The organism is Herbaspirillum sp. AP02, assembly GCF_015767275.1.
Classification (GTDB): Bacteria; Pseudomonadota; Gammaproteobacteria; order Burkholderiales; family Burkholderiaceae_D; genus Herbaspirillum.
This window is the reverse complement of sequence record NZ_JADWMY010000009.1, coordinates 50,941-71,746: the sequence shown is the minus strand read 5'-3', so window position 1 is coordinate 71,746 and position 20,806 is coordinate 50,941. Positions and strand designations below refer to the sequence as shown.

Here is a 20,806-nt window from a genome sequence, read left to right as displayed (position 1 = left end):
GGGCGTCAGGCCAGCTTGCCGGTGTACTTCTCCAGCAGCGCCCAAGGCTCGTCGCCGAACTTCTTCTTCCATTCGGCGTAGAAGCCGGCGCTGCGCAGCTTGGCGCGGAAGGAATCGGCGTCGGCATTGTTGAAGGCCAGACCCTTGCCCTTCATTTCCTCGACCAGCGAGTCGTTGAGCTTGCGCACGTCGGCGCGCTGGTTCATGCCGGCTTCGTTGATGGCACGGGTGACGATGTCCTGCAGGTCCTTGGGCAGGCGTTCGAAGGACTTCTTGTTGCCCAGGAACCAGAAACCGTCCCACATGTGGTTGGTGATGGAGCAGTACTTCTGCACTTCATACAGCTTGGCCGTGGAGATGATGGCCATGGGGTTTTCCTGGCCTTCGACGATCTTGGTCTGCAGGGCCGAATACACTTCGGCGAAGTTGATCGAGGTCGGCGCCGCATCGAAGGCCTTGAACATCGAGGTCCACAGCGGGCTCGGCGGCACGCGCAGCTTCATGCCCTTGAGGTCGTCAGCGGTCTTGATGGGACGGGTGCTGTTGGTGATCTGGCGATAGCCGTTGTCCCAGATCTTCTCGAAGGCGAACAGGGTGGACTTGGCTTCGATCTGCTTGCGCACATGGGCGCCGAGTTCACCGTCCATGGCCGGCCAGACCTGGCTGTAATCCTTGAAGGCGAAGCCGATGCCGGAAATCTGTGCGGCCGGCACCAGGGTGCCCAGGATCAGCGGCGAGAGGGTGAAGAAATCGATGGCGCCGGCACGCACCTGCGAGAGCATGTCGGTATCGGTACCCAGCTGGTTGTTGGGATAGAGCTGCAGCTCGATGCGCCCCTTGGACTGCTCGGCGATGGCAGCGGCCATTTCCTTGGCGCGCGCATTCATCGGGTGGGTCACCGGCAGGTTGTTGGCGTACTTGAAGGTGAACTCGGCCGCATGGGCGGAGGTGCTCACCATGCCGGTCGCGGCGGCGGCCGAGGCCACCGAGGCGGTCTTCAGAAAATGACGGCGCGTGAATTTACCAGTGGATTGATCCATCTGTCTTGTCTCCTGTTTGTCTGTCTGTTTGTATTTGTGAATCTGCTGATTCCGGTGCCACTCAGCTGCCGCGAAACCCTGGCGTGCAGCCCCCTGTATCCGGGTTGTCAACACTGCCCATGCATCGATAGAGCAATTAGGATGCCAAGCCGTCAGAGCGGGCCGACGCGATGGCGATGTCCCTCATGATCATCAGCATTGCGCCTGTATTCTCTGCGATAAAGGCTGCGCAGGACAAGGGCGCGGGCAGCGCCACCTGCAATTTATTTGATGCCGTCCTGCTGCGACACCTGTCGCATCTGCTGTCGCCAACCTGTCGCTTGGGTGTCGCAGGTGTCGACACCCACAAGGCGCTGCTACCGGGCAATTGTTTGTGTTGCAGCGCAATGATTTACGTTAACGTAAAGTCCGTGCTATCTTCATCCGGTCGGCCGCTGGCGTGGTTGTCTCCTGCCTGGCAGGATTGAGCTCCGACCCGTGGTCGATCTTATTGACGACGCAACACCGCATCAGAATCAACAACAAAGCGAGAGCCGGCGCGCCTTTGCGTCGAGCTTTCAGGAGACGGGCAAGATGCCGGCCCGGGCAGGGGCACACCCCGCCTGTGGCCGTCGGCGACCAATGGCGCCCTGCCCTTGTGGCGATCGCATCGCGATGGCGACGAGGTCGCTGCACGTGGCAATCGCATTGGCACTGCAGTGGAAAACATTGGCACCGATTTTGCATATTGCCCCCGTGTGAACCGGAGCGACCAGGCTCCACCGACCAAGTCTTACAAGGACACACCATGACTGCTTCTGCATCCTCACCCTGCATCACCGGCTGGCACCATTCCCAATTCGGCAAGCTCGACGGCATCGATCCGGAAGTGCTGATCGGCCAGGTCGCCAAGGCCGCCATCGAACACGCCGGGCTGCAACCGGAAGACATCGATTCCATCCACGTCGGCACCTTCAATGCCGGCTTCCTGTATCAGGACTTCCCTTCGTCGCTGGTCATGAACGCGCTGCCGCAGTTGCGTTTCAAGCCGGCCACGCGCCTGGAGAATGCCTGCGCCACCGGCTCGGCGGCAATCCACTCGGGCCTGCAATCGATCAAGGCGGGTGAATCGAAACATGTGCTGGTGATCGGCTTCGAGAAGATGACCGAACTGGCGACGCCACAGGTCGGCGAAGTGCTGCTCAAGGCCTGCTACGCCAAGGAAGAGGCCGGCATCCCGGGCGGTTTCGCGGGCGTGTTCGGCAAGATCGCGCAGAGTTACTTCGACCGCTTTGGCGACCAGTCCGACGCGCTGGCCATGATCGCCGCCAAGAACCACAAGAACGGCCTGTCCAATCCTTATGCCCACATGCGCAAGGACTTCGGCTTCGATTTCTGCCGCACCGTTTCCGAGAAGAACCCGTTCGTGGCAGGCCCGCTCAAGCGCACCGACTGCTCGCTGATCTCGGATGGCGCCGCCGCCCTGGTGATCAGTGCCGCCGACGTGGCCAAGTCCATGCCGCGTGCCGTGCAGTTCCGCGCAGCGGTGCATGTGAACGACTACCTGCCGCTGTCGCGCCGCGACCCGACCCGCTTCGAAGCCGCCGAACTGGCGTGGAAGGATGCGCTGGGCCAGGCCCGACTGTCGCTCAATGATCTGTCGCTGGTGGAAACCCATGACTGCTTCACCGTGGCCGAGCTGCTGGAATACGAAGCCATGGGCCTGGCCCCGCACGGCCAGGGCGCGCGCGTGATCGCCGACGGCATCACTGCCAAGGACGGCAAGCTGCCGGTCAATCCGTCGGGCGGTCTGAAGTCGAAGGGCCATCCGGTGGGTGCCACCGGTGTCTCGATGCACGTGATGGCGGCCATGCAGGCGGCCCATGATGCCGGCGACATGCAGATCGCCAATGCGCGCTATGCGGGCGTGTTCAACATGGGCGGCGCGGCCGTGGCCAACTATGTGAGCATCCTGGAACGCGTGAACTGATTGCAGCTGCAAATTGCAAGCTGAAGGTTGCAGCACGGCGTCGTTCGCTGCAGAAGCGAACGACGCGCAGGAACATGAAGTATCAAGAAAAACAAGAACGAAGCGCTACGCCAATTTCCATTAGAACGAATCGGGACGAGTGAGACGATGTTAACGAAAGTGATGAACCTGGGCCGCCTGTTGTCGGACGTGGCGCGCCGTTTTCCGGATGAGCCGGGTCTGATCCTGTCGCAGGGCAATGCCGATGGCAGCGACAGGCTCATCTCCTGGAAGCAGATCAACGACCGCGTCGATGCACTGGCCCACGCCCTCACCCGCCGGGGTGTGAAGAAGGGCGACAAGATGCTGGTCCATTCGCGCAACAATCAGCAGATCTTCGAGAGCGCCTGGGCGGCCTTCAAGATGGGCATGGTCTGGGTGCCGACCAACTTCCGCATCACCCCGCCCGAAGCAGCCTACCTGGGCCAGTCCAGCGGCGCTTGCGTGATGCTCTACGATCGTGGTTTCGCCAATTACGTGGATGCCGTCAAGGCGGCCTCGCCGGCGCTGGAACACGTGATCGCCCTGGCCGATGCCCGCCCCGGCGAACTGGATTTCGAGGCACTGGTGACCGAGGGCGGTCATGAGAGCTTCCGCGAAGTGGAAGTCGATTACGAAGATCCGATGTGGTTCTTCTATACCTCCGGCACCACCGGTCATCCCAAGGCTGGCGTGCTCTCGCACGGCCAGATGGCCTTCGTGGTGACCAACCACCTGGCCGACCTGATGCCGGGTCTGAACCATCAATCGCGTTCACTGGTGGTGGCGCCGCTGTCGCACGGTGCCGGTATCCACGCCGTCATCAACACCGCGCGTGGCGCGGCCAGCATCCTGCTGTCGTCGGAACGGCTGGTGGTCGAGGAAGCCTGGCAGCTGGTGGAAAAGTACAAGGTGGACAATCTCTTCACGGTCCCCACCATCGTCAAGATTCTGGTCGAGGATGCATCGGTGGACCGCTACGACCACTCGTCCTTGAAGCACGTCATCTACGCCGGCGCCCCCATGTACCGCGCCGATCAGGTGTATGCGCTGAAAAAACTGGGCAAGGTGCTGGTGCAATATTACGGCCTGGGCGAAGTGACCGGCAACATCACCTTCCTGCCGCCCTACCTGCACTTCGAGGACGATGCCCATCCGCAGGCGCGGGTCGGCACCTGCGGCATGCCGCGTACCGGCATGCAGATCGCCATCCTCAACGACGACGGCCAGGAACTGGCGCCCTTCGAGACCGGTGAAATCTGCGTGCGCGGACCGGCCGTCTTCATGGGATACCACAACAATCCGGACGCCAATGCCAAGGCCTTCAAGCATGACTGGTTCCATACCGGCGACCTCGGTCATGTGGACAAGGATGGTTTCCTCTACATCACCGGGCGCTCTTCGGACATGTATATCTCGGGCGGCTCCAATGTCTATCCACGCGAGATCGAAGAGGCCCTGCTCACGCACGCGGCCGTGTCGGAGGTGGCCGTGCTGGGCGTGCCCGACCCCAAGTGGGGCGAGAGCGGGCTGGCGGTAATCGTCTGCAAGGCCGGCCAGCAAGTCGATAGCGCCGCCTTGCTGGCACACCTGGAAGAGCGCATCGGCAAGTACAAGTGGCCGCGCCGCTTCGTCTACTGGGACAACATGCCCAAGTCCGGCTACGGCAAGATCGTCAAGAAACAGATCAAGGCGCTGCTGGAAGAACAGGGGGAATACCGCCTATGAAGCTGACGAACAAGACCGCCCAGGCCGCAGCCGGCGCCGGTTTCGTCGAGGTACGCAAGTTCCTGCACGCCGGCCAGCAAAGCTATCCGCGCACGCTGGACCTGGAGGCCGACCCGGCCGAGGAACTGCGCATCACGCTGCAACCGGGCAGCTCCGTGGGCGAGTCGCTGCGAAGCGTGCTGGCGCGCTATGGCCAGCGCGGCGGGGTGGGCCGCATGTGCGGTGGCACGGCGCGGCGGCTGCACTATCACCGCATCGAACATACCGGGGACGCCAGCCGTCCCTATGACTACGGCCCGCCGCATGTGCTCGAAGGGGTGATCACTTTCATCACCGGCGCCATCACGGTGGGCCAGAACCAGGACGGAAAGGTTTTACTGCATTGCCATTCAGGATTCATCGACGGTGACGGCGCCCTCCACGGCGGCCATCTCCTGCTCGATACGGTGGAAGTGGGCGACGATCCGCTCATCATCCGCCTTTGCTTGTTCTCCCGGGGCGCCTTCGTCGTCAACAGCGATGAAGAGACGCACTTCAGTCTATTGCATCCGACACCCATGGAATGATGATGACTCTCCACGCCAACGACACCACGACACGCGACGACCATATCCCCCCTATCCACGTAGAAGAAGGCCGCCTCGGCAAGCTCGTGATGGCCCGCCTCAAACCCAACCAGGACCTGACCGAAAGCGTGGAAGCGCTGTGCCGCCAGCACGGCATGAAGACCGCCATCGTACGCGGCGCCATCGGCAGCCTGATCGATGCCCACCTGCAATACGCCTCCCCGAACGGCCCGCGCGAGATGGAGATCAACGGACCGGGCGTGGAAATCCTCAATGTCTTTGGCGAGATCGGATTTTCCGATGGCCGGACCAATCCCCATCCGCTGCAGGGCGTGGTGGCCGACACCGACGGCAAGATCTTCGCCGGCCGCTTCGTGCGCGGTGCCAACCTGTCCTTCATCACCATCGAGATCACTCTGCAGGAGTGGGTCGCGATCAAGCAGCAGGAAGCCGTGCCGGCCTGAAATGCACAATGCCGCCCAGCGACGGACTGGACGGCATCGCATTCACATCACCAGGGCCTGTTCACATTTAATCTGCGAGATTAAATGTGAACAGGCCCTAAACCGCGGGTGATCAGGCTTCGTTGTGCAGCGTGGCTTCGGCTTCCTGTTCGATCTCGGCTTCGGCGCGCGCCGCTTCTTCTTCGCTCAGCAGTCCACCTTCCCACTTGGCGACCACGGCCGACGCAATCGAGTTGCCCACGGCGTTGGTGGCCGAGCGTCCCATATCGAGGAAGGTATCGATACCCAGGATCACCAGCAGGCCCGCTTCGGGGATGTTGAACTGGTGCAGGGTGGCGGCGATCACCACCAGCGAGGCACGCGGCACGCCGGCGATGCCCTTGGAGGTCAGCATGAGCACCAGCATCATGGTGATCTGGGTTGATATCGGCAGGTGGATGCCGTAGGCCTGGGCGATGAAGAGCGTGGCGAAGGTGCAGTAGATCATCGAGCCATCGAGGTTGAAGGAATACCCCATCGGCATGACGAAGCTGGAAATCTTGCGCTTGACGCCAAAGCGGTCCAGCGCATCGAGCAGCTTGGGATAGGCAGCTTCCGAGCTGGCCGTGGCGAAGGCCAGCAGGAAGGCTTCCTTGATCAGCGCCAGCAGATGGAAGATGCGCTTCTTCAGGAACACGAAGCCGGCCGCGATCAGGATCAGCCACAACAACACCAGCGAGAAATAGAAATCGCGCATGAAGACGGCGAAGCTGACCAGGATGTCCAGGCCGTTCACCGCCACGGTAGCCGCCATCGCCGCGAACACCGCCACCGGGGCGAATTTCATCACATAGACGGTGATCTTGAGCATGGTGTGCGAGAGGTCGTCGATCACCGCCAGCAGGTGCTTGCCGCGCTCGCCCAGGGACGCCAGGGCAATGCCGAAGAACATCGAGAACACCACCACCTGCAGCACTTCGTTCTGCGCCATGGCCTCGACGATGGACTTGGGGACCAGGTGGTTGAAGAATTCCTTGATCGTGAACTTGCCGGTGGCCAGGCCGGCGCCAGCCGCGTCAGGCGGTGGCAGCGCCACGCCCGCGCCCGGTTGCAGCAGGTTGGCCATGATCATGCCCAGTGCCAGCGAGACCAGCGAGGCGATGAAGAACCAGGCCAGCGACTTGCCGAAGATGCGGCCGACCGACTTGGCGTCACCCATGTGGGCGATGCCCACCACCAGGGTGGAAAACACCAAGGGCGCGATGACCATCTTGATCAGGCGCAGGAACAGGTCGGAAGCAATCGAGATGTAGCCGGCCAGCTCCTTGGCCTGGGCCTTGTCCAGATGACTGAAGATCAGGTAACCGACCAGGATGCCCAACAGCATCGCAATGAAGATGAAGATGGCCGGCGGAATGCGTTTTTTCATGGGTTCTCCTGCCCCTCGATCGCAAGTGGCATGGCGCCGGTGCGAGGACGATGATGGTGGGGGCTGATTGTCTGGGCGCGGGGCCGTGGCGGGACGCTGCGCCGATCGTCGGGATTGTCGGAAATCACCTGTTTCCGATGAGAAACGGGGACCGGTTTTTTCCCGCTGTGCGGAAAAAAGGACGAAGCTTATTGACTTATGCCCCCTGCCGTCAAGCCGGTTTGGATAAATGGGGTCAAATTGCCCGGCTCATGATCAAAATGGCCACAAAAAAGCCCCGCAGAGCGGGGCTTTGGTTGTTTCCAGAGAAACTCGCGAGACATCCCGAGTTGGCCGGCGATGCCTCAGCAGGCCGTCAGCGAATCGTCAGGAAGCCGCCACCAGCGCGGCGTCCAGCAATTCGATCCAGTGCCGTACCGGGGTCTCGGTGCCGGATTGCAGATGGGTGACGCAGCCGATATTGCCGGTGACGATCATGTCGGGATCGGTGGCCTGGAGCTTGCCGATCTTGTCATCGCGCAGGCGATAGGAGAGCTCCGGTTGCAGGATCGAATAGGTGCCGGCCGACCCGCAGCACAGATGACTGTCGGCGCACAACTGCACATCCACTCCGGCGGCGCGCAGGATGGTCTCGACCTTGCCGCGTATCTTCTGGCCGTGTTGCAGGGTGCAGGGCGGATGGTAGGCCACGCGCTTGCCGTTGAAGTCCTTGAGCCTGTGTTTCAACTGGTCTTCGAACTCGGGCAGGATTTCGCTGATGTCGCGGGTCATGTGCGAGATGCGGCGCGCCTTTTCGGCATAGACCGGATCGTGCTGCAGCAGATGGCCGTATTCCTTGACGGTGACGCCGCAGCCGGAGGCATTCATGACGATGGTGTCGGCCTGGATGCCATCCCGGCCTTCGATGTAGGGCCACCAGGCGTCGATGTTGCGACGCATGTCGTCCAGGCCGCCGTCCTGGTCATTCATGTGATAGCGGATGGCACCGCAGCAGCCGGCCTTGGGGGGCGCGAACAACTGCACGCCGAGGGCATCAAGTACGCGGGCGGTGGCGCTGTTGATGTTGGGCGACATCGAGGGCTGTACACAACCTTCGAGATAGAGCATCTGGCGCGCATGGGTGCGCGTGGGCCAGGTGCCGGCGTCCTGCGGCAGCGGTACCTTGTTCTGCAACAGCTTGGGCAACAGCGGGCGCACCAGCTGGCCGGCCTTCATGGCAGGACGAAAAATCCACTTGCGCGGCACCAGCTCCTTCAAGGCGGTGCGCATCACGCGCTGTGACAGGGGGCGTGGTACCTGCTGCTCCACCACCTTGCGGCCGATATCGACCAGGCGACCATACTGCACGCCGGATGGGCAGGTCGATTCGCAGTTGCGGCAGGTCAGGCAGCGGTCCAGGTGCGACTGCGTGGCGGCGGTGGCGGGCTTGCCTTCCAGCACCTGCTTGATGAGATAGATGCGGCCACGCGGGCCGTCCAGTTCATCCCCCAGCAACTGGTAGGTGGGACAGGTGGCGGTACAGAAACCGCAATGCACGCAGGAACGCAGGATGCTGTCGGCTTCCTCGCCGGCCTGGGTGTTGCGGATGAAATCGGCTAAGTTGGTCTGCATGGAGGGTCGCTGGCTAAGTAGTTCGCTTACAGGCTGGCGTACAGGCGGCCGGGATTGAAGATGCCGCTTGGGTCGAATTGCTGCTTGAGCCTGCGATGGATCTTTTCCACTGCCGGTTGCAGAGGGTGGAATACGCCGATGGCCTTGTCGCCACCGCGATGCAGGCTGGCATGCCCGCCCACCGCCAGGGCGGCGGCGCGGACGGCGACCGCATCCACATTGCCTTGCGGGCGCAACCAGCGCTGCGCCCCGCCCCACTCGATCAACTGGGTACCGGGCAGGTCAATCGGCGGCGCCACCGACGGTACTGACAGGCGCCACAGCGGCGCTTCCGGCTGGGCGAAGAAGGGATGGGTCTGCTCGCGCAGATCGGTCCAGTAATCATCCGGATTGCTCAATTCGGTGCCACCCAGCTTCTTGATCGCTGAATCCACCGCAGCCTGCGCACCCGCCAGACGCAATGTCAGCACATTGCCGACCCAGGCGCTGGCCACCAGCGGCAGCGGCTGGCCGGCGCTCTGGTTCAACAGGCGCAAGGCGCCTTCCTGGTTGATCTCGAACACCCGGGTGCTGCTGGCGAAGGGGCGCGGCAAGACCTTCAGCGAGACCTGCAGGATCAGGCCCAGCGTGCCCAGCGAGCCCGCCAGCAGGCGCGAGATGTCATAGCCGGCGACGTTCTTCATGACCTGGCCGCCGAAATGCAGTTGCTCGCCCTGGGCGTCCATCAATACCGCACCCAGCACGAAGTCGCGTACCGCACCGGCGGCTGCGCGTGAGGGACCGGAAAGTCCGGCGGCCACCATGCCGCCGACGGTCGCCGCGCCGCCGAATCGCGGTGGCTCCCAGGCCAGCATCTGGTTGTGCTCGGCCAGGGCGGCGTCGATCTCGGAGAGCGGCGTGCCGCAGCGGGCGGTGATGACCAGTTCGGTCGGTTCGTAATCGATGATGCCGCTGTAGGGACGGGTATCAAGCAGGTCGCCGCTTGGCACCTGCCCATACCAGTCCTTGGTGCCTCCGCCGCGAATCTGCAAGGCGCGGCCGGAGAGGATGCGTTCACGGAAGGATGCCAGCACGGCATCGACGTCGGGTTGGGCTTGCTCTTGCATGATCAGAATCTCGGCAGGTCGGGGAAGCGCAGCTGGCCGCGCTGCACATGCATCTTGCCGTACTCGGCACAGCGATGCAGGGTGGGAATGGCCTTGTCCGGATTGAGCAGGAAGGCGGTGTCGAAGGCGCGCTTCAACTTGAAGAAGGCCTCGCGCTCGGCGGGCGAGAACTGCACGCACATGGAGTTGATCTTCTCGATGCCCACGCCGTGTTCGCCGGTGATGGTGCCACCGACTTCCACGCACAGCTCCAGGATCTCGGCGCCGAACAGTTCGGCGCGGTCGAATTCATCGGCCAGGTTGGCATCGAACAGGATCAGCGGATGCAGGTTGCCGTCGCCCGCGTGGAACACGTTGGCACAGCGCAGGCCGTACTTCTTTTCCATCTCGGCGATGCCCAGCAGCACCTGCGCCAGTTTCTTGCGCGGGATGGTGCCATCCATGCAGTAGTAGTCGGGCGAGATGCGGCCGGCGGCCGGGAAGGCGTTCTTGCGACCGGACCAGAAGCGCAGGCGTTCCGCTTCCGAGGCCGAGCAGGCGATGGCAGTGGCGCCGCTGGCATTGAGCACGGCGGTCATGCGGCCGATCTCTTCTTCCACCTCTTCCACGGTGCCGTCGGACTCGCACAGGAGGATGGCTTCGGCATCGATGTCGTAACCGGCCTTGACGAAGGGTTCCACCATGCGCGAGCTGGTCTTGTCCATCATCTCCAGGCCGGCCGGGATGATGCCTGCGGCGATCACGTTGGCGACTGCATTGCCGCCCTTCACCACGTCATCGAAGGACGCCATGATCACCCGCGCGGCCTGCGGCTTGGGCACGAGCTTGACAGTCACCTCCGTGACCACGCCCAGCATGCCTTCGGAACCGATGAACACCGCCAGCAGGTCCAGGCCCGGGGCGTCCAGCGCGCCACTGCCCAGTTCCACCACGTCGCCCTCGATGGTGACCATGCGCACGCGCAGGACATTGTGTACCGTGAGGCCATATTTGAGGCAGTGCACGCCGCCGGAATTCTCGGCCACGTTGCCGCCGATGGTGCAGGCGATCTGCGAGGACGGGTCCGGCGCGTAATAGAGGCCATGCGGCGCGGCCGCTTCCGAGATGGCCAGGTTGCGCACGCCCGGTTGGACCACGGCGGTGCGCGAATACTTGTCCAGCTTGATGATCTTGTTGAACTTGGCGGTGGAGACCACCACCCCGTCGGCGATCGGCATGGCTCCGCCCGACAGGCCGGTGCCGGCACCACGCGGGACGATCTGTACCTGCAGCGCGTGGCAGGTCTGCATGATGGCCACTACCTGGGCCTCGGTCTCGGGCAATACCACTACCATCGGCAACTGGCGGTAGGCAGCCAGGCCGTCGCATTCGTAGGGGCGGGTGTCTTCCTCGTCGAACAGCACACAGTGGCCAGGCAGGACCCGGCGCAGGGCATCGACGACTTCGCGCTGGCGCGCCGGCGCGAAGGACGGTTGGACGGGAGCATTCATGCTGGACCTCGGCGTTGGGCTAGGCAGGCGTGTGGGTGTGGACGTCCCTCTTTGCGTCCGGCGGCACGGCGCACGCTGTCTCGTTTGTTGTCAGCCCGCATGGGTCGGGCTTTTTCAGTCCGACAAGTGTAACGAATTTTGCCCGGCCGTACGGCGCGATATTGCCCGGTGCCCCACTGAAAAGAATTACCGGCCGCCGTGAATTATTTTCAGGGCGGCCGGTGCTGGCGCAGGGGGGATGGGCTCAGATGTTGCGGAAGGCGTTCTGCATCCAGCTGATGAAGGTATCCACTTCGGGCCGTTCGCGCACGGCGCGCTCGTAGACCACATAGTAGGCATGCGGCGGGGTGCGCAGGCGCACGTCGAACAATTCGACGATCTCGCCCCGCGCCAGCAGTTCTTCGGCGAAATGCTGGCGGGTCAGGCCGACGCCGTAGCCATGGCGCACTGCTTCGAGCAGCAGGCCGAGGTCGTCCACGCGCAGGCCGGCGGAAGGTTCCACCCAGTCCTTGAGACCGGCGGCCTCGAACCACGGCTGCCAGGGCTCCAGCGCCGAGCGCAGCAGGGTTGCATGCTGCAGGTCGGCGGGCGACTTCATCGGCGGCAGCGTCTTCAGGTAGCCGGGGCTGGCCACGGCGAAGGCCGGTTCCTCGAACAGCTTTTCGGTGATGATGTTGGGATAGTTGCCGGCGCCGAAGCGGATCTCGACATCGCTTTCCGACAGCGACAGGTCGTACAGCGGTACCGAGAGATACAGCTCCACCACGATCTCGGGATGGCGTTGGGTGAAGTCGGCGATGCGCGGCATGAGCAGGTGGCGCGCGAAGGTCGGCGGCAGCATCACCTTGATCTTGGGTTGCACGGCGGCATTGCGGTGCGGCATGGGGAAATCGGTCAGCGTGCGCAGCGCCGAGCGCACCACGTCGAGATAGCGGCGACCGAATTCGGAGAGCCCGATGGAGCGGCCATCGCGATAGAACAGGCGCTCGCCGACGAATTCTTCCAGCAGGCGGATGCGGTGCGACAGTGCCGATGGCGTGATGCAAAGCTCCTCGGCCGCGATGGCGAAGGAGTTGTGACGGGCTGCCGCCTCGAAGGCGGACAGCGCATGGACGGGGGGTAGGCGGGTGGCCATGGGTGATAGGTTCCTGCTGCTCTGACGCGACGCGGTCATGGCCGTGGCGCGCACTGTCTAACCAACAAACTGATGAAAACTGACATCGCAATGCCGAGACTCTGCCCGGCCAGGATCAAGCGAACAGGTCTTTTGGTCCTGGCGGTCGAGGCTGTGCGGTGCTTCACTGTTCCCAGCGCAAGATCTTGCCGGGGTTCATGATGTTCTTCGGGTCCAGTGCATGCTTGATGGCACGCATGACGGCAATGGCGCCGTCGCCGTGCTCCTGGATCAGGAAGTCCATCTTGTGCAGGCCCACCCCGTGTTCGCCGGTGCAGGTGCCGTCCATGGACAGGGCACGCGCCACCATGCGTTCATTGACGCCCTCGGCGCGGGCGATGTCGGCCGGGTCATTGGGGTCCACCATCATCTGCACGTGGAAATTGCCGTCGCCGACGTGACCGATGATGGCGTGGATCAGGCCCTGCTCTTCGCAGTCGACCTTGGTGGCCAGCACGCATTCGGCCAGGCGCGAGATCGGCACGCAGCAGTCGGTGGAAATGGCACGCGCGCCGGGACGCAGTTGCAGCAGGGCAAAGTAGGCGTTGTGACGGGCGGTCCACAGGCGGGTGCGGTCTTCGGGGCGGGTCGCCCATTCGAAGTCGAGCGCATGATTTTCGTTGGCGATGTCCTGTACCAGCTCGGCCTGTTCCTTGACGCCGTTTTCGCTGCCATGGAATTCGAACAGCAGCAGCGGATTGACCGGCAGGGTCAGCTTGTCGTGGGCATTGATGGCCCGCACACCGTTTTCATCGAGCAACTCCACGCGCGCCAGCGGCACGCCCATCTGGATGGTCTGGATCACCGTATTGACCGCATCGGCCACGCTGGGGAAGGAGCAGATGGCGGCGGAAATGGCCTCGGGCTGCGGATAGAGGCGTACGGTGACTTCAGTGATGATACCCAGCGTGCCTTCGCTGCCGACATAGACGCGGGTCAGGTCGTAGCCGGCCGAGGATTTCTTGGCGCGGGTACCAGTCTTGATGATCTCGCCCTGGGCCGTGACCACGGTCAGGGTCAGGGTGTTTTCCTTCATGGTGCCGTAGCGCACGGCATTGGTGCCGGAGGCGCGGGTCGAGGCCATCCCGCCCAGCGAGGCGTCGGCGCCCGGGTCGATGGGGAAGAACAGGCCCGTGTCCTTGATCTCCAGGTTCAGTTGCTTGCGGGTGACGCCGGCTTGGACGGTGGCGGTCAGGTCTTCGCCGTTGACTGCGAGCACCCGGTTCATCTGCGACAGGTCCACCGTCACACCGCCCTGCAGGGCCAGCACGTGGCCTTCCAGCGAGGTACCGGCGCCGTAGGGGATGATAGGGGTGTCGTACTGGCTGCAGAGCTTGACGAAGGCGGCGACTTCCTCGGTGCTGTGGGCGAACACGACGGCGTCGGGCAGCATCGGGTCATACGAGGATTCGTCGCGGCCGTGGTGCTCGCGCATGGCCAGGGTGGTGGAGCAACGCTCACCGAAGAGGGTCTTGAGCTCGTCGAGCAAGGCCTGCGGCACGGGGCGTTTCAGTTTGCGGGCGTCAACTAGATGGTTCATGCGATTTCTCGGTTTCTCTCTGGAGTCTTGTGTCTCGGTCGTTGTTCTAGGTCTTGTTGGGGAGGATGCAGGGCCGTTGCAGTAGCCACCCCGGCCGCTGCAGTGGACTGACCACTGATCCAATCGATGAATTTTACTCTCTTGCGGGTGGGAGATCGGGCAAATCTCCCATGCCGTCGTGGCAAGGCGGGCAAATCAAGTGAATTATTTACGTGATTCTTGCATCGCTGGCGCGACCGCTCGCATCCGGCGGGACGCTTGCCTTGCGCCGGGCTTGCGCTTAAGCTGGCCCGCATTATCAAGGAGCAACGATGGGCAACCGACTGAGCAAGATCGCCACCCGGACCGGAGATGACGGCAGCACCGGCCTGGGCGATGGCAGCCGCGTGGGCAAGGACAACCTGCGCATCCAGGCGCTGGGCGATGTGGATGAACTCAATTCGCAGCTGGGCCTGCTGTTGTGCGAGACACTGCCGAACGCCTTGCGGGAGGAACTGGTCTCGATCCAGCACGACCTGTTCGACCTGGGCGGCGAACTCTGCATCCCCGGTTACACGGTGCTGGCCGAGGCCCACCTGGCGCGGCTGGATACCCTGCTGGAGAAATACAACGCCACGCTGCCGCCGCTGAAGGAATTCATCCTGCCGGGTGGCTCGCGTACAGCGGCGCTGGCGCATGTCTGCCGCACGGTATGCCGGCGCGCCGAGCGCAGTGTGGTCCTGCTGGAGAAGGCCGAGTCGGGCGTGAATGCGCCCGCCCGGCAATATCTGAACCGGCTGTCCGACCTGTGCTTCGTGCTGGCCCGGGTGCTCAACCGCGAGGCCGGCGGCCAGGATGTGTTGTGGCAGAAGGGGCGGGAGCGCTAGTTTGCCCCGCTAGCAGGAAACGAAACGCCTCGCTGGAGAATTCCAGCGAGGCGTTTTATCTGCCCCCCCCCCGGTTTCGGGAAGGTGAAATCAGCCGTTGTTGACCACCAGCTTGGGCTGGTCCTTGCCGAAACGCTGCACGATGGACTGGGCGATGCCATCCGCATCCAGCCCGCATTGCGCCAGCAATTGTGCCGCATCGCCGTGGTCGATGAAGCGGTCCGGCAGGCCCAGGTGCAGGATGGGCTTGCTGATGCCGGCTGCGGCCAGCGCTTCGGAGACGGCGGCACCGGCGCCACCCATGATGCAGCCTTCTTCCACGGTGACCAGGGCGTCATGGCTCTCGGCCAGTTGCCGGACCAGTTCCACGTCCAGCGGTTTGATGAAGCGCATGTTGGCGACCGTGGCATTGAGCTTGTCGCCGGCACCGAGGGCCGGGGCCAGCAGGCTGCCGAAGGCCAGGATGGCGATGTCCTTGCCCTGGCGGCGGATCTCGCCCTTGCCCAGCGGCAGGGTGTCCAGCGTCTTCTGTACCGTTGCACCCACGCCGGCACCACGCGGGTAACGCACCGCGGCCGGGCCGGGGTACTGGTAGGCGGTGGAGAGCATCTTGCGGCATTCGTCTTCGTCAGCCGCCGCCATGACCACCATGTTGGGAATACAGCGCAGGAAGGCCAGGTCGTAGTTGCCTGCATGCGTGGCGCCGTCGGCACCGACCAGGCCGGCACGGTCCAGGGCGAAGGTGACGTCCAGGTTCTGCAGGGCGACGTCGTGGATCAACTGGTCGTAGGCACGCTGCAGGAAGGTCGAGTAGATCGCCACCACCGGCTTCATCCCCTCGCAGGCCATGCCGGCGGCGAAGGTGACGGCGTGCTGCTCGGCGATGCCGACGTCGTAGTAGCGATCCGGGAATTTCTTTTCGAAAGCGACCATGCCCGAGCCTTCACGCATGGCCGGGGTGATGCCGACCAGCTTGTCGTCGGCCGCGCCCATGTCGCACAGCCATTCGCCGAACACCTGGGTATAGGTCAGCTTGCCACCGGCACTGGGCTTGATGCCTTCGCTGGGGTTGAACTTGCCGGGGCCGTGGTAGAGCACCGGGTCGGCCTCGGCCAGCTTGTAGCCCTGGCCCTTCCTGGTGACCACGTGCAGGAACTGCGGCCCCTTGAGGTGCTTCAGGTTCTGCAGGGTGGGGACCAGCGAATCGAGGTCGTGGCCATCGATGGGGCCGATGTAGTTGAAACCGAATTCCTCGAACATGGTGGCCGGCACCACCATGCCCTTGGCATGTTCTTCCAGGCGCTTGGCCAGTTCCAGCACGGGACCGGGCAGCATGGACTTGCCCACGTCGCGGGCCTTGGCGTAGAACTTGCCGGACATCAGGCGGGCCAGATAGCGGTTCAGCGCGCCCACCGGCGGCGAGATCGACATGTCGTTGTCGTTGAGGATCACCAGCAGATTGATGTCTTCATGCACACCGGCATTGTTGAGCGCTTCGAAGGCCATGCCGGCGGTCATGGCGCCATCGCCGATGACGGCAATGGCGTGCCGGTCCGAGCCCTGGGTTTTAGCCGCGAGGGCCATGCCCAACGCCGCTGAAATGGAGGTCGAGGAGTGCGCGGTGCCGAAGGTGTCGTATTCGCTTTCAATGCGGCGCGGGAAGCCCGAGATACCTTCCTGCTGGCGCAGGCTGCCCATGCGTTCGCGACGACCGGTGAGGATCTTGTGCGGATAGGTCTGGTGGCCGACGTCCCAGACGATGCGGTCTTGCGGGGTATTGAAGACGTAATGCAGCGCGATGGTCAGCTCGACCGTACCCAGGTTGGACGACAGGTGGCCGCCGGTCTTGGACACCGAATCCAGCAGGAAGCCGCGCAACTCTTCAGCCAGCGGCTTCAATTGGTGACGGGACAGGCGGCGCAGGTCGGCCGGGTCGTTGATGGTGTTCAGGAGCATCTGTTGTTACCGTGTTGGGGTCTGAAGGCCGCGCCTGGCAGGTTGCCGCGTGGTCCGTCTTCATGCCTTGGATTACGTCTCTCAGGTCTTTCTGTGTACGATCAGGTCCGCCAGCTCGCGCAGGCGCCGTGCCTTGTCGCCGAACGGAGCGAGCGCCTGATGGGCATCGCCGCGCAGTCGCTCGGCCAGTGCCTGCGACTCGGCCAGGCCCAGGATGGACACATAGGTCGGTTTGTTGTCGGCGGCATCCTTGCCGGCGGTCTTGCCCAGCGTGGCCGAATCGGCCGTGGCGTCGAGGATGTCGTCCACTACCTGGAAGGCCAGGCCGATGGCACGCGCATAGTCATCCAGCGCCGCGCTTTCGTCCCGGGTAAGCGCCTTGCCACCCAGCGCGCCCAGCATCACCGCCGCACGCAAGAGGGCACCGGTCTTGAGGCGGTGCATCTGTTCCAGCTCGGCCAGCGACAGGGTCATGCCCACGCTGGCCAGGTCGATGGCCTGGCCACCGCACATGCCCACCGAGCCCGAAGCCTGGGCCAGCAGGTTGAGCATGCGCAACTGGCGTGCCGGCAGGTCAGTGTCGAGCTTGCCCAGCTCGGCTTCCAGCGGTGCCGACAAGGTCTCGAAGGCCTGTGCCTGCAGTGCGTCGCCGACCAGCAGCGCAGTGGCTTCGTCGTATTTCACATGCACGGTAGGCTTGCCACGGCGCAGCGCGTCGTCATCCATGCAGGGCATGTCGTCATGCACCAGCGAATAGACGTGAATCATCTCTACTGCTGCCGCAGCCCGGTCCAGCAGGGCTGGCGGCGTATCGAACACATCACCGGCGGCATAGACCAGCAGCGGTCGCACGCGCTTGCCGCCCTCCATGGCGGTGTAGCGCATGGCCTCGTGCAGGCGCGCCGGCACCACCGTGGTCGGTGCCAGGAAACGGTCCAGCACGTGCTCCATGCCGGCCTGGACCTGGTTCATCCAGTCCGCAAATGCCATCGAGGCCAGCGACATCTGCGCGCCAGCGGAGGTGCTAGGTGCGTTCATCAATCGTCCTCGTTGCCAGCGTCGGTCGCCTGGAAGGGCTTGAGCATGTCGCCTTCGAGCAGCTTGACCTGGCTGTCCACCTTCTCCAGTTGGGCCGCGCAGAACTTGACCAGTTCCGAGCCGCGCTTGTAGGCGGCCACCGAGGCTTCCAGCGGCAGTTCGCCGGCTTCCATCCGCGCCACCAGCTGCTCCAGCTCTTCCATGGCTTGTTCGAAGGAGGCCGGCAAGGCGGCGGTCGCGGCAGCGCCGGAGGCGGCAGAGGTTCTAGGCATATCGACCCATTCAGAAAACTAACCCGGTATTTTAGAACAAACCGGCGATGACCAAGTCAATCAAGGGCGTGGATTTGTCGAAGGTTTTGTAGGCCGTCGCGTAAGTTCGTCCAAAATGCTGGCATTTTGGAGACAAAACCCGGCCCCTTATGGGGGTTTTGTGGCATAATCCTCGGTTCTGTCCAAAATTTCCTCTTCATATTATTTGAACATAGGTTTTTGCGGATTTTCTTCCTTAGGTTGGTGCAAATTAATTTGGGGGCGGAAATGTCCGATCTTGCTACTTTTGCCAAATTGGCGCGTTCAAACGCGCAACTTCCAGTCCACGTCTACTTCGACGAACCGCTCCATCAGCGGGAACTGAAACAACTCTTCCAGCAGGGACCCCGTTACGTCGGCCACGAGCTGATGGTGCCCAATGCCGGTGACTATTCCACGCTGCCCTGGGAAAACGAAGGCCGCATGCTGGTGCGCAATGCGCAAGGCATCGAACTGGTATCCAATGTCTGCCGTCATCGCCAGGCCAAGATGCTCGATGGCCGTGGCCATGCCAACAACATCGTCTGCCCCCTGCATCGCTGGACCTATGACCTGAAGGGTGAACTGATCGGCGCGCCGCATTTTGGCGAGACGCCGTGCATGAACCTGTCCAAGACGCCGCTGCAGAGCTGGAACGGCCTGCTGTTCGAGGCCAACGGCGTCGACATCGCCGACAAGCTGAAAAACCTGGGCGTGACCCGTGACCTGGATTTCTCCGGTTACCTGTACGACCACACCGAAGTCCACGAGTGCGACTACAACTGGAAGACCTTCATCGAGGTCTATCTGGAGGATTACCACGTCGAGCCCTTCCATCCGGGCCTGGGCAACTTTGTGAGCTGCTCGGACCTGAAGTGGGAATTCGGCCGCGACTACAGCGTCCAGACCGTGGGCGTGAACCACGGCCTGATCAAGTCCGGCTCGCCGACCTACGCCAAGTGGCAGGAAAAGCTGCTGCAGTTCTCCAACGGCAAGCCGCCCAAGTTCGGCGCCATCTGGCTCACGCTCTACCCCAACATCATGGTGGAGTGGTATCCGCACGTGCTGGTGGTGTCCACGCTCTGGCCGACCGGCCCGCAGAAGACCACCAATGTGGTGGAGTTCTACTATCCGGAAGAAATTGCGCTGTTCGAGCGCGAGCTGGTGGAAGCCGAACGGGCCGCCTACATGGAGACCTGCGTGGAGGATGACGAGATCGCCCAGCGCATGGACGCCGGTCGTCGTATACTCATGGATCGCGGTACCAGCGAAGTCGGTCCGTACCAGTCGCCCATGGAGGATGGCATGCAGCACTTCCATGAGTGGTATCGCCAGCAACTGGACGTCCCGCACGGTACCAGCACACCATAACACTGGCCACAGGCCGCGCAGGGGGAACGCAGATGCAAGGGAAGCGGCAAGCACACGATGGACGCAGTCTGCGCCGTCATTGTCGCCCGCTCCCCGGCAACTGCAGCAGCATCCCCCGCCCCCGCCCTCGCATGACGACGGTCATCGGCACAACGGCAGCCCCGGTTCATTCCGGGGCTGCCGTTTTCGTTGCAGTCCCTCGTTCTGCTCTTGTTTCGCCCACTCCCCTCCACTTCTCCTACTGATCCGCCATGCAATCGCTCTGGATGCTCGTCGCTTCATTCCTCTTTGCCATCATGGGCGTGTGCGTCAAGCTCGCCAGCAACTACTACTCGACCTCCGAGATCGTGCTCTGTCGCGGACTGATCGGGGTGATCTTCATCTTCGGCCTGATCCGCCTGCGCGGCGGCACCCTGCGCACGCCCTTCCCGCGTGACCACTTGATCCGTGGCGGCATCGGCGTGATCTCGCTGTGGATGTGGTTCTATTCCTTCAGCCTGTTGCCGATCGCCACAGCCACCACGCTGAACTACATGTCCTCCATCTGGATCGCCGTGATGCTGTTCGTGGCCGGGTGGTGGCAAGGCAGCAAGAAGTTCGAATGGAGCCTGGCCGGTACGGTCGCGCTGAGTTTCGTCGGCGTGGCGCTGCTGATGCGCCCTTCCCTCAACGCCGACCAGTTGCTGGGCGGCGCCATCTCGCTGGCCTCGGGGGTGCTCTCGGCGCTGGTCTACCTGCAGGTGCGCAAGCTGGGGCTGCTGGGGGAACCGGAGTACCGCGTGGTGTTCTACTTCTCTGCCACGGGCGTGCTGGCCGGTCTGGTCGGCAGCGTCATCACCGGTCGCGTTCCCTTGTGGCACAGCCATTCAGGCACCGGCATGCTGCTGGTGGTCATGATAGGCTTGACGGCCACGCTGGCGCAGATCGCCATGACGCGCGCCTACCGCCTCGGCAATACGCTGGTGACGGCCAACCTGCAGTACACGGGCATCGTGTTTTCCAGCCTGTTCGGCGTGCTGATCTGGAACGATGCGCCGGGCTGGATGGGCTGGGTCGGCATGGTCATCATCCTGGCCAGCGGCATGCTGGCGACCTATCGCAACCAGCGCAAGAACCAGACGGCCGCCAAGAACGTGCCCAAGGTGGACCCGATCGCGACCGAGGTGTGAGC

At 63.2% G+C, this 20,806-nt stretch carries 18 protein-coding genes; 8 read left to right on the top strand and 10 right to left on the bottom strand.

The genetic code is table 11. The features are described from left to right. Nucleotides 1–5: 5 nt before the first annotated feature. The gene (locus I5R65_RS17750; RefSeq protein ID WP_180666429.1) at nt 6–1,040 is read right to left on the bottom strand and encodes a TRAP transporter substrate-binding protein; all 1,035 of its coding nucleotides are present in this window, start codon (nt 1,038–1,040) and stop codon (nt 6–8) included. Nucleotides 1,041–1,225: 185 nt separating this feature from the next. On the opposite strand from I5R65_RS17750, the gene I5R65_RS17745 reads away from it, so the two are divergent. The 5 genes from I5R65_RS17745 to I5R65_RS17725 all read left to right on the top strand — a co-directional run bounded on the left by I5R65_RS17745 (nt 1,226) and on the right by I5R65_RS17725 (nt 5,785). After that, nucleotides 1,226–1,507 carry a hypothetical protein gene (locus I5R65_RS17745; RefSeq protein WP_180666427.1) on the top strand — a complete coding sequence of 94 codons (282 nt, stop codon included), beginning with the start codon at nt 1,226–1,228 and terminating at the stop codon, nt 1,505–1,507. 320 nt (nt 1,508–1,827) lie between these two features. Then, nucleotides 1,828–3,009: an acetyl-CoA acetyltransferase gene (locus I5R65_RS17740; RefSeq protein WP_180666426.1), complete on the top strand. Its 1,182-nt coding sequence runs from the start codon at nt 1,828–1,830 to the stop codon at nt 3,007–3,009. 147 nt (nt 3,010–3,156) lie between these two features. Beyond that, on the top strand, nt 3,157–4,755 hold the full coding sequence (locus tag I5R65_RS17735) for an acyl-CoA synthetase (protein ID WP_219341754.1): 1,599 nt from the start codon (nt 3,157–3,159) through the stop codon (nt 4,753–4,755). Beyond that, the gene (locus tag I5R65_RS17730; RefSeq protein WP_180666424.1) at nt 4,752–5,321 is read left to right on the top strand and encodes a PCC domain-containing protein; all 570 of its coding nucleotides are present in this window, start codon (nt 4,752–4,754) and stop codon (nt 5,319–5,321) included. Before I5R65_RS17735 ends, I5R65_RS17730 begins: the two co-directional genes overlap by 4 nt. A gap of 2 nt (nt 5,322–5,323) precedes the next feature. Further along, nucleotides 5,324–5,785, top strand: coding sequence for a PPC domain-containing DNA-binding protein (locus I5R65_RS17725; RefSeq protein ID WP_180666422.1), 462 nt, complete (start codon nt 5,324–5,326; stop codon nt 5,783–5,785). 112 nt (nt 5,786–5,897) lie between these two features. On the opposite strand, the gene I5R65_RS17720 is transcribed toward I5R65_RS17725, so the two are convergent. The 6 genes from I5R65_RS17720 to I5R65_RS17695 all read right to left on the bottom strand — a co-directional run bounded on the left by I5R65_RS17720 (nt 5,898) and on the right by I5R65_RS17695 (nt 14,114). Then, nucleotides 5,898–7,193: a dicarboxylate/amino acid:cation symporter gene (locus tag I5R65_RS17720; RefSeq protein ID WP_180666420.1), complete on the bottom strand. Its 1,296-nt coding sequence runs from the start codon at nt 7,191–7,193 to the stop codon at nt 5,898–5,900. A gap of 366 nt (nt 7,194–7,559) precedes the next feature. Continuing rightward, nucleotides 7,560–8,804: a glycolate oxidase subunit GlcF gene (gene glcF / locus I5R65_RS17715; RefSeq protein ID WP_180666418.1), complete on the bottom strand. Its 1,245-nt coding sequence runs from the start codon at nt 8,802–8,804 to the stop codon at nt 7,560–7,562. Nucleotides 8,805–8,830: 26 nt separating this feature from the next. Next, nucleotides 8,831–9,910 carry a glycolate oxidase subunit GlcE gene (glcE, locus tag I5R65_RS17710; protein WP_180666416.1) on the bottom strand — a complete coding sequence of 360 codons (1,080 nt, stop codon included), beginning with the start codon at nt 9,908–9,910 and terminating at the stop codon, nt 8,831–8,833. Nucleotides 9,911–9,912: 2 nt separating this feature from the next. Then, nucleotides 9,913–11,400: an FAD-linked oxidase C-terminal domain-containing protein gene (locus I5R65_RS17705; protein WP_077234776.1), complete on the bottom strand. Its 1,488-nt coding sequence runs from the start codon at nt 11,398–11,400 to the stop codon at nt 9,913–9,915. A 244-nt stretch (nt 11,401–11,644) separates the two neighbouring features. Then, on the bottom strand, nt 11,645–12,535 hold the full coding sequence (locus I5R65_RS17700) for a LysR substrate-binding domain-containing protein (protein ID WP_006461989.1): 891 nt from the start codon (nt 12,533–12,535) through the stop codon (nt 11,645–11,647). 163 nt (nt 12,536–12,698) lie between these two features. Next, nucleotides 12,699–14,114, bottom strand: coding sequence for an FAD-binding oxidoreductase (locus I5R65_RS17695; protein WP_180666414.1), 1,416 nt, complete (start codon nt 14,112–14,114; stop codon nt 12,699–12,701). Between the two features lie 311 nt (nt 14,115–14,425). Here I5R65_RS17695 and I5R65_RS17690 point away from each other — a divergent pair, with 311 nt between their 5' ends. Continuing rightward, nucleotides 14,426–14,980 carry a cob(I)yrinic acid a,c-diamide adenosyltransferase gene (locus I5R65_RS17690; protein WP_180666412.1) on the top strand — a complete coding sequence of 185 codons (555 nt, stop codon included), beginning with the start codon at nt 14,426–14,428 and terminating at the stop codon, nt 14,978–14,980. Nucleotides 14,981–15,070: 90 nt separating this feature from the next. Here I5R65_RS17690 and dxs read toward each other — a convergent pair whose 3' ends face one another. The 3 genes from dxs to I5R65_RS17675 form a co-directional block, all read right to left on the bottom strand. After that, nucleotides 15,071–16,936: a 1-deoxy-D-xylulose-5-phosphate synthase gene (gene dxs / locus I5R65_RS17685; protein ID WP_180666410.1), complete on the bottom strand. Its 1,866-nt coding sequence runs from the start codon at nt 16,934–16,936 to the stop codon at nt 15,071–15,073. Nucleotides 16,937–17,017: 81 nt separating this feature from the next. After that, nucleotides 17,018–17,974: a polyprenyl synthetase family protein gene (locus I5R65_RS17680; RefSeq protein WP_180666408.1), complete on the bottom strand. Its 957-nt coding sequence runs from the start codon at nt 17,972–17,974 to the stop codon at nt 17,018–17,020. Next, on the bottom strand, nt 17,974–18,246 hold the full coding sequence (locus tag I5R65_RS17675) for an exodeoxyribonuclease VII small subunit (RefSeq protein ID WP_077234781.1): 273 nt from the start codon (nt 18,244–18,246) through the stop codon (nt 17,974–17,976). The genes I5R65_RS17680 and I5R65_RS17675 overlap by 1 nt, the downstream gene beginning before the upstream one ends. Before the next feature lie 267 nt (nt 18,247–18,513). On the opposite strand from I5R65_RS17675, the gene I5R65_RS17670 reads away from it, so the two are divergent. Together I5R65_RS17670 and I5R65_RS17665 are read left to right on the top strand one after the other, a co-directional pair. Next, nucleotides 18,514–19,635: an aromatic ring-hydroxylating dioxygenase subunit alpha gene (locus I5R65_RS17670; protein WP_180666406.1), complete on the top strand. Its 1,122-nt coding sequence runs from the start codon at nt 18,514–18,516 to the stop codon at nt 19,633–19,635. A 251-nt stretch (nt 19,636–19,886) separates the two neighbouring features. Beyond that, complete coding sequence (locus I5R65_RS17665; RefSeq protein WP_180666404.1) at nt 19,887–20,804, top strand: DMT family transporter; 918 nt, start codon at nt 19,887–19,889, stop codon at nt 20,802–20,804. Nucleotides 20,805–20,806: the final 2 nt, after the last annotated feature.

What these genes read in the sequence shown, in the direction of transcription:
- I5R65_RS17750 (WP_180666429.1), bottom strand. Translation starts at nt 1,040, where the DNA reads ATGGATCAATCCACTGGTAAATTCACGCGCCGTCATTTTCTGAAGACC.
- I5R65_RS17745 (WP_180666427.1), top strand. Translation starts at nt 1,226, where the DNA reads ATGATCATCAGCATTGCGCCTGTATTCTCTGCGATAAAGGCTGCGCAG.
- I5R65_RS17740 (WP_180666426.1), top strand. Translation starts at nt 1,828, where the DNA reads ATGACTGCTTCTGCATCCTCACCCTGCATCACCGGCTGGCACCATTCC.
- I5R65_RS17735 (WP_219341754.1), top strand. Translation starts at nt 3,157, where the DNA reads ATGTTAACGAAAGTGATGAACCTGGGCCGCCTGTTGTCGGACGTGGCG.
- I5R65_RS17730 (WP_180666424.1), top strand. Translation starts at nt 4,752, where the DNA reads ATGAAGCTGACGAACAAGACCGCCCAGGCCGCAGCCGGCGCCGGTTTC.
- I5R65_RS17725 (WP_180666422.1), top strand. Translation starts at nt 5,324, where the DNA reads ATGACTCTCCACGCCAACGACACCACGACACGCGACGACCATATCCCC.
- I5R65_RS17720 (WP_180666420.1), bottom strand. Translation starts at nt 7,193, where the DNA reads ATGAAAAAACGCATTCCGCCGGCCATCTTCATCTTCATTGCGATGCTG.
- glcF (WP_180666418.1), bottom strand. Translation starts at nt 8,804, where the DNA reads ATGCAGACCAACTTAGCCGATTTCATCCGCAACACCCAGGCCGGCGAG.
- glcE (WP_180666416.1), bottom strand. Translation starts at nt 9,910, where the DNA reads ATGCAAGAGCAAGCCCAACCCGACGTCGATGCCGTGCTGGCATCCTTC.
- I5R65_RS17705 (WP_077234776.1), bottom strand. Translation starts at nt 11,400, where the DNA reads ATGAATGCTCCCGTCCAACCGTCCTTCGCGCCGGCGCGCCAGCGCGAA.
- I5R65_RS17700 (WP_006461989.1), bottom strand. Translation starts at nt 12,535, where the DNA reads ATGGCCACCCGCCTACCCCCCGTCCATGCGCTGTCCGCCTTCGAGGCG.
- I5R65_RS17695 (WP_180666414.1), bottom strand. Translation starts at nt 14,114, where the DNA reads ATGAACCATCTAGTTGACGCCCGCAAACTGAAACGCCCCGTGCCGCAG.
- I5R65_RS17690 (WP_180666412.1), top strand. Translation starts at nt 14,426, where the DNA reads ATGGGCAACCGACTGAGCAAGATCGCCACCCGGACCGGAGATGACGGC.
- dxs (WP_180666410.1), bottom strand. Translation starts at nt 16,936, where the DNA reads ATGCTCCTGAACACCATCAACGACCCGGCCGACCTGCGCCGCCTGTCC.
- I5R65_RS17680 (WP_180666408.1), bottom strand. Translation starts at nt 17,974, where the DNA reads ATGAACGCACCTAGCACCTCCGCTGGCGCGCAGATGTCGCTGGCCTCG.
- I5R65_RS17675 (WP_077234781.1), bottom strand. Translation starts at nt 18,246, where the DNA reads ATGCCTAGAACCTCTGCCGCCTCCGGCGCTGCCGCGACCGCCGCCTTG.
- I5R65_RS17670 (WP_180666406.1), top strand. Translation starts at nt 18,514, where the DNA reads ATGTCCGATCTTGCTACTTTTGCCAAATTGGCGCGTTCAAACGCGCAA.
- I5R65_RS17665 (WP_180666404.1), top strand. Translation starts at nt 19,887, where the DNA reads ATGCAATCGCTCTGGATGCTCGTCGCTTCATTCCTCTTTGCCATCATG.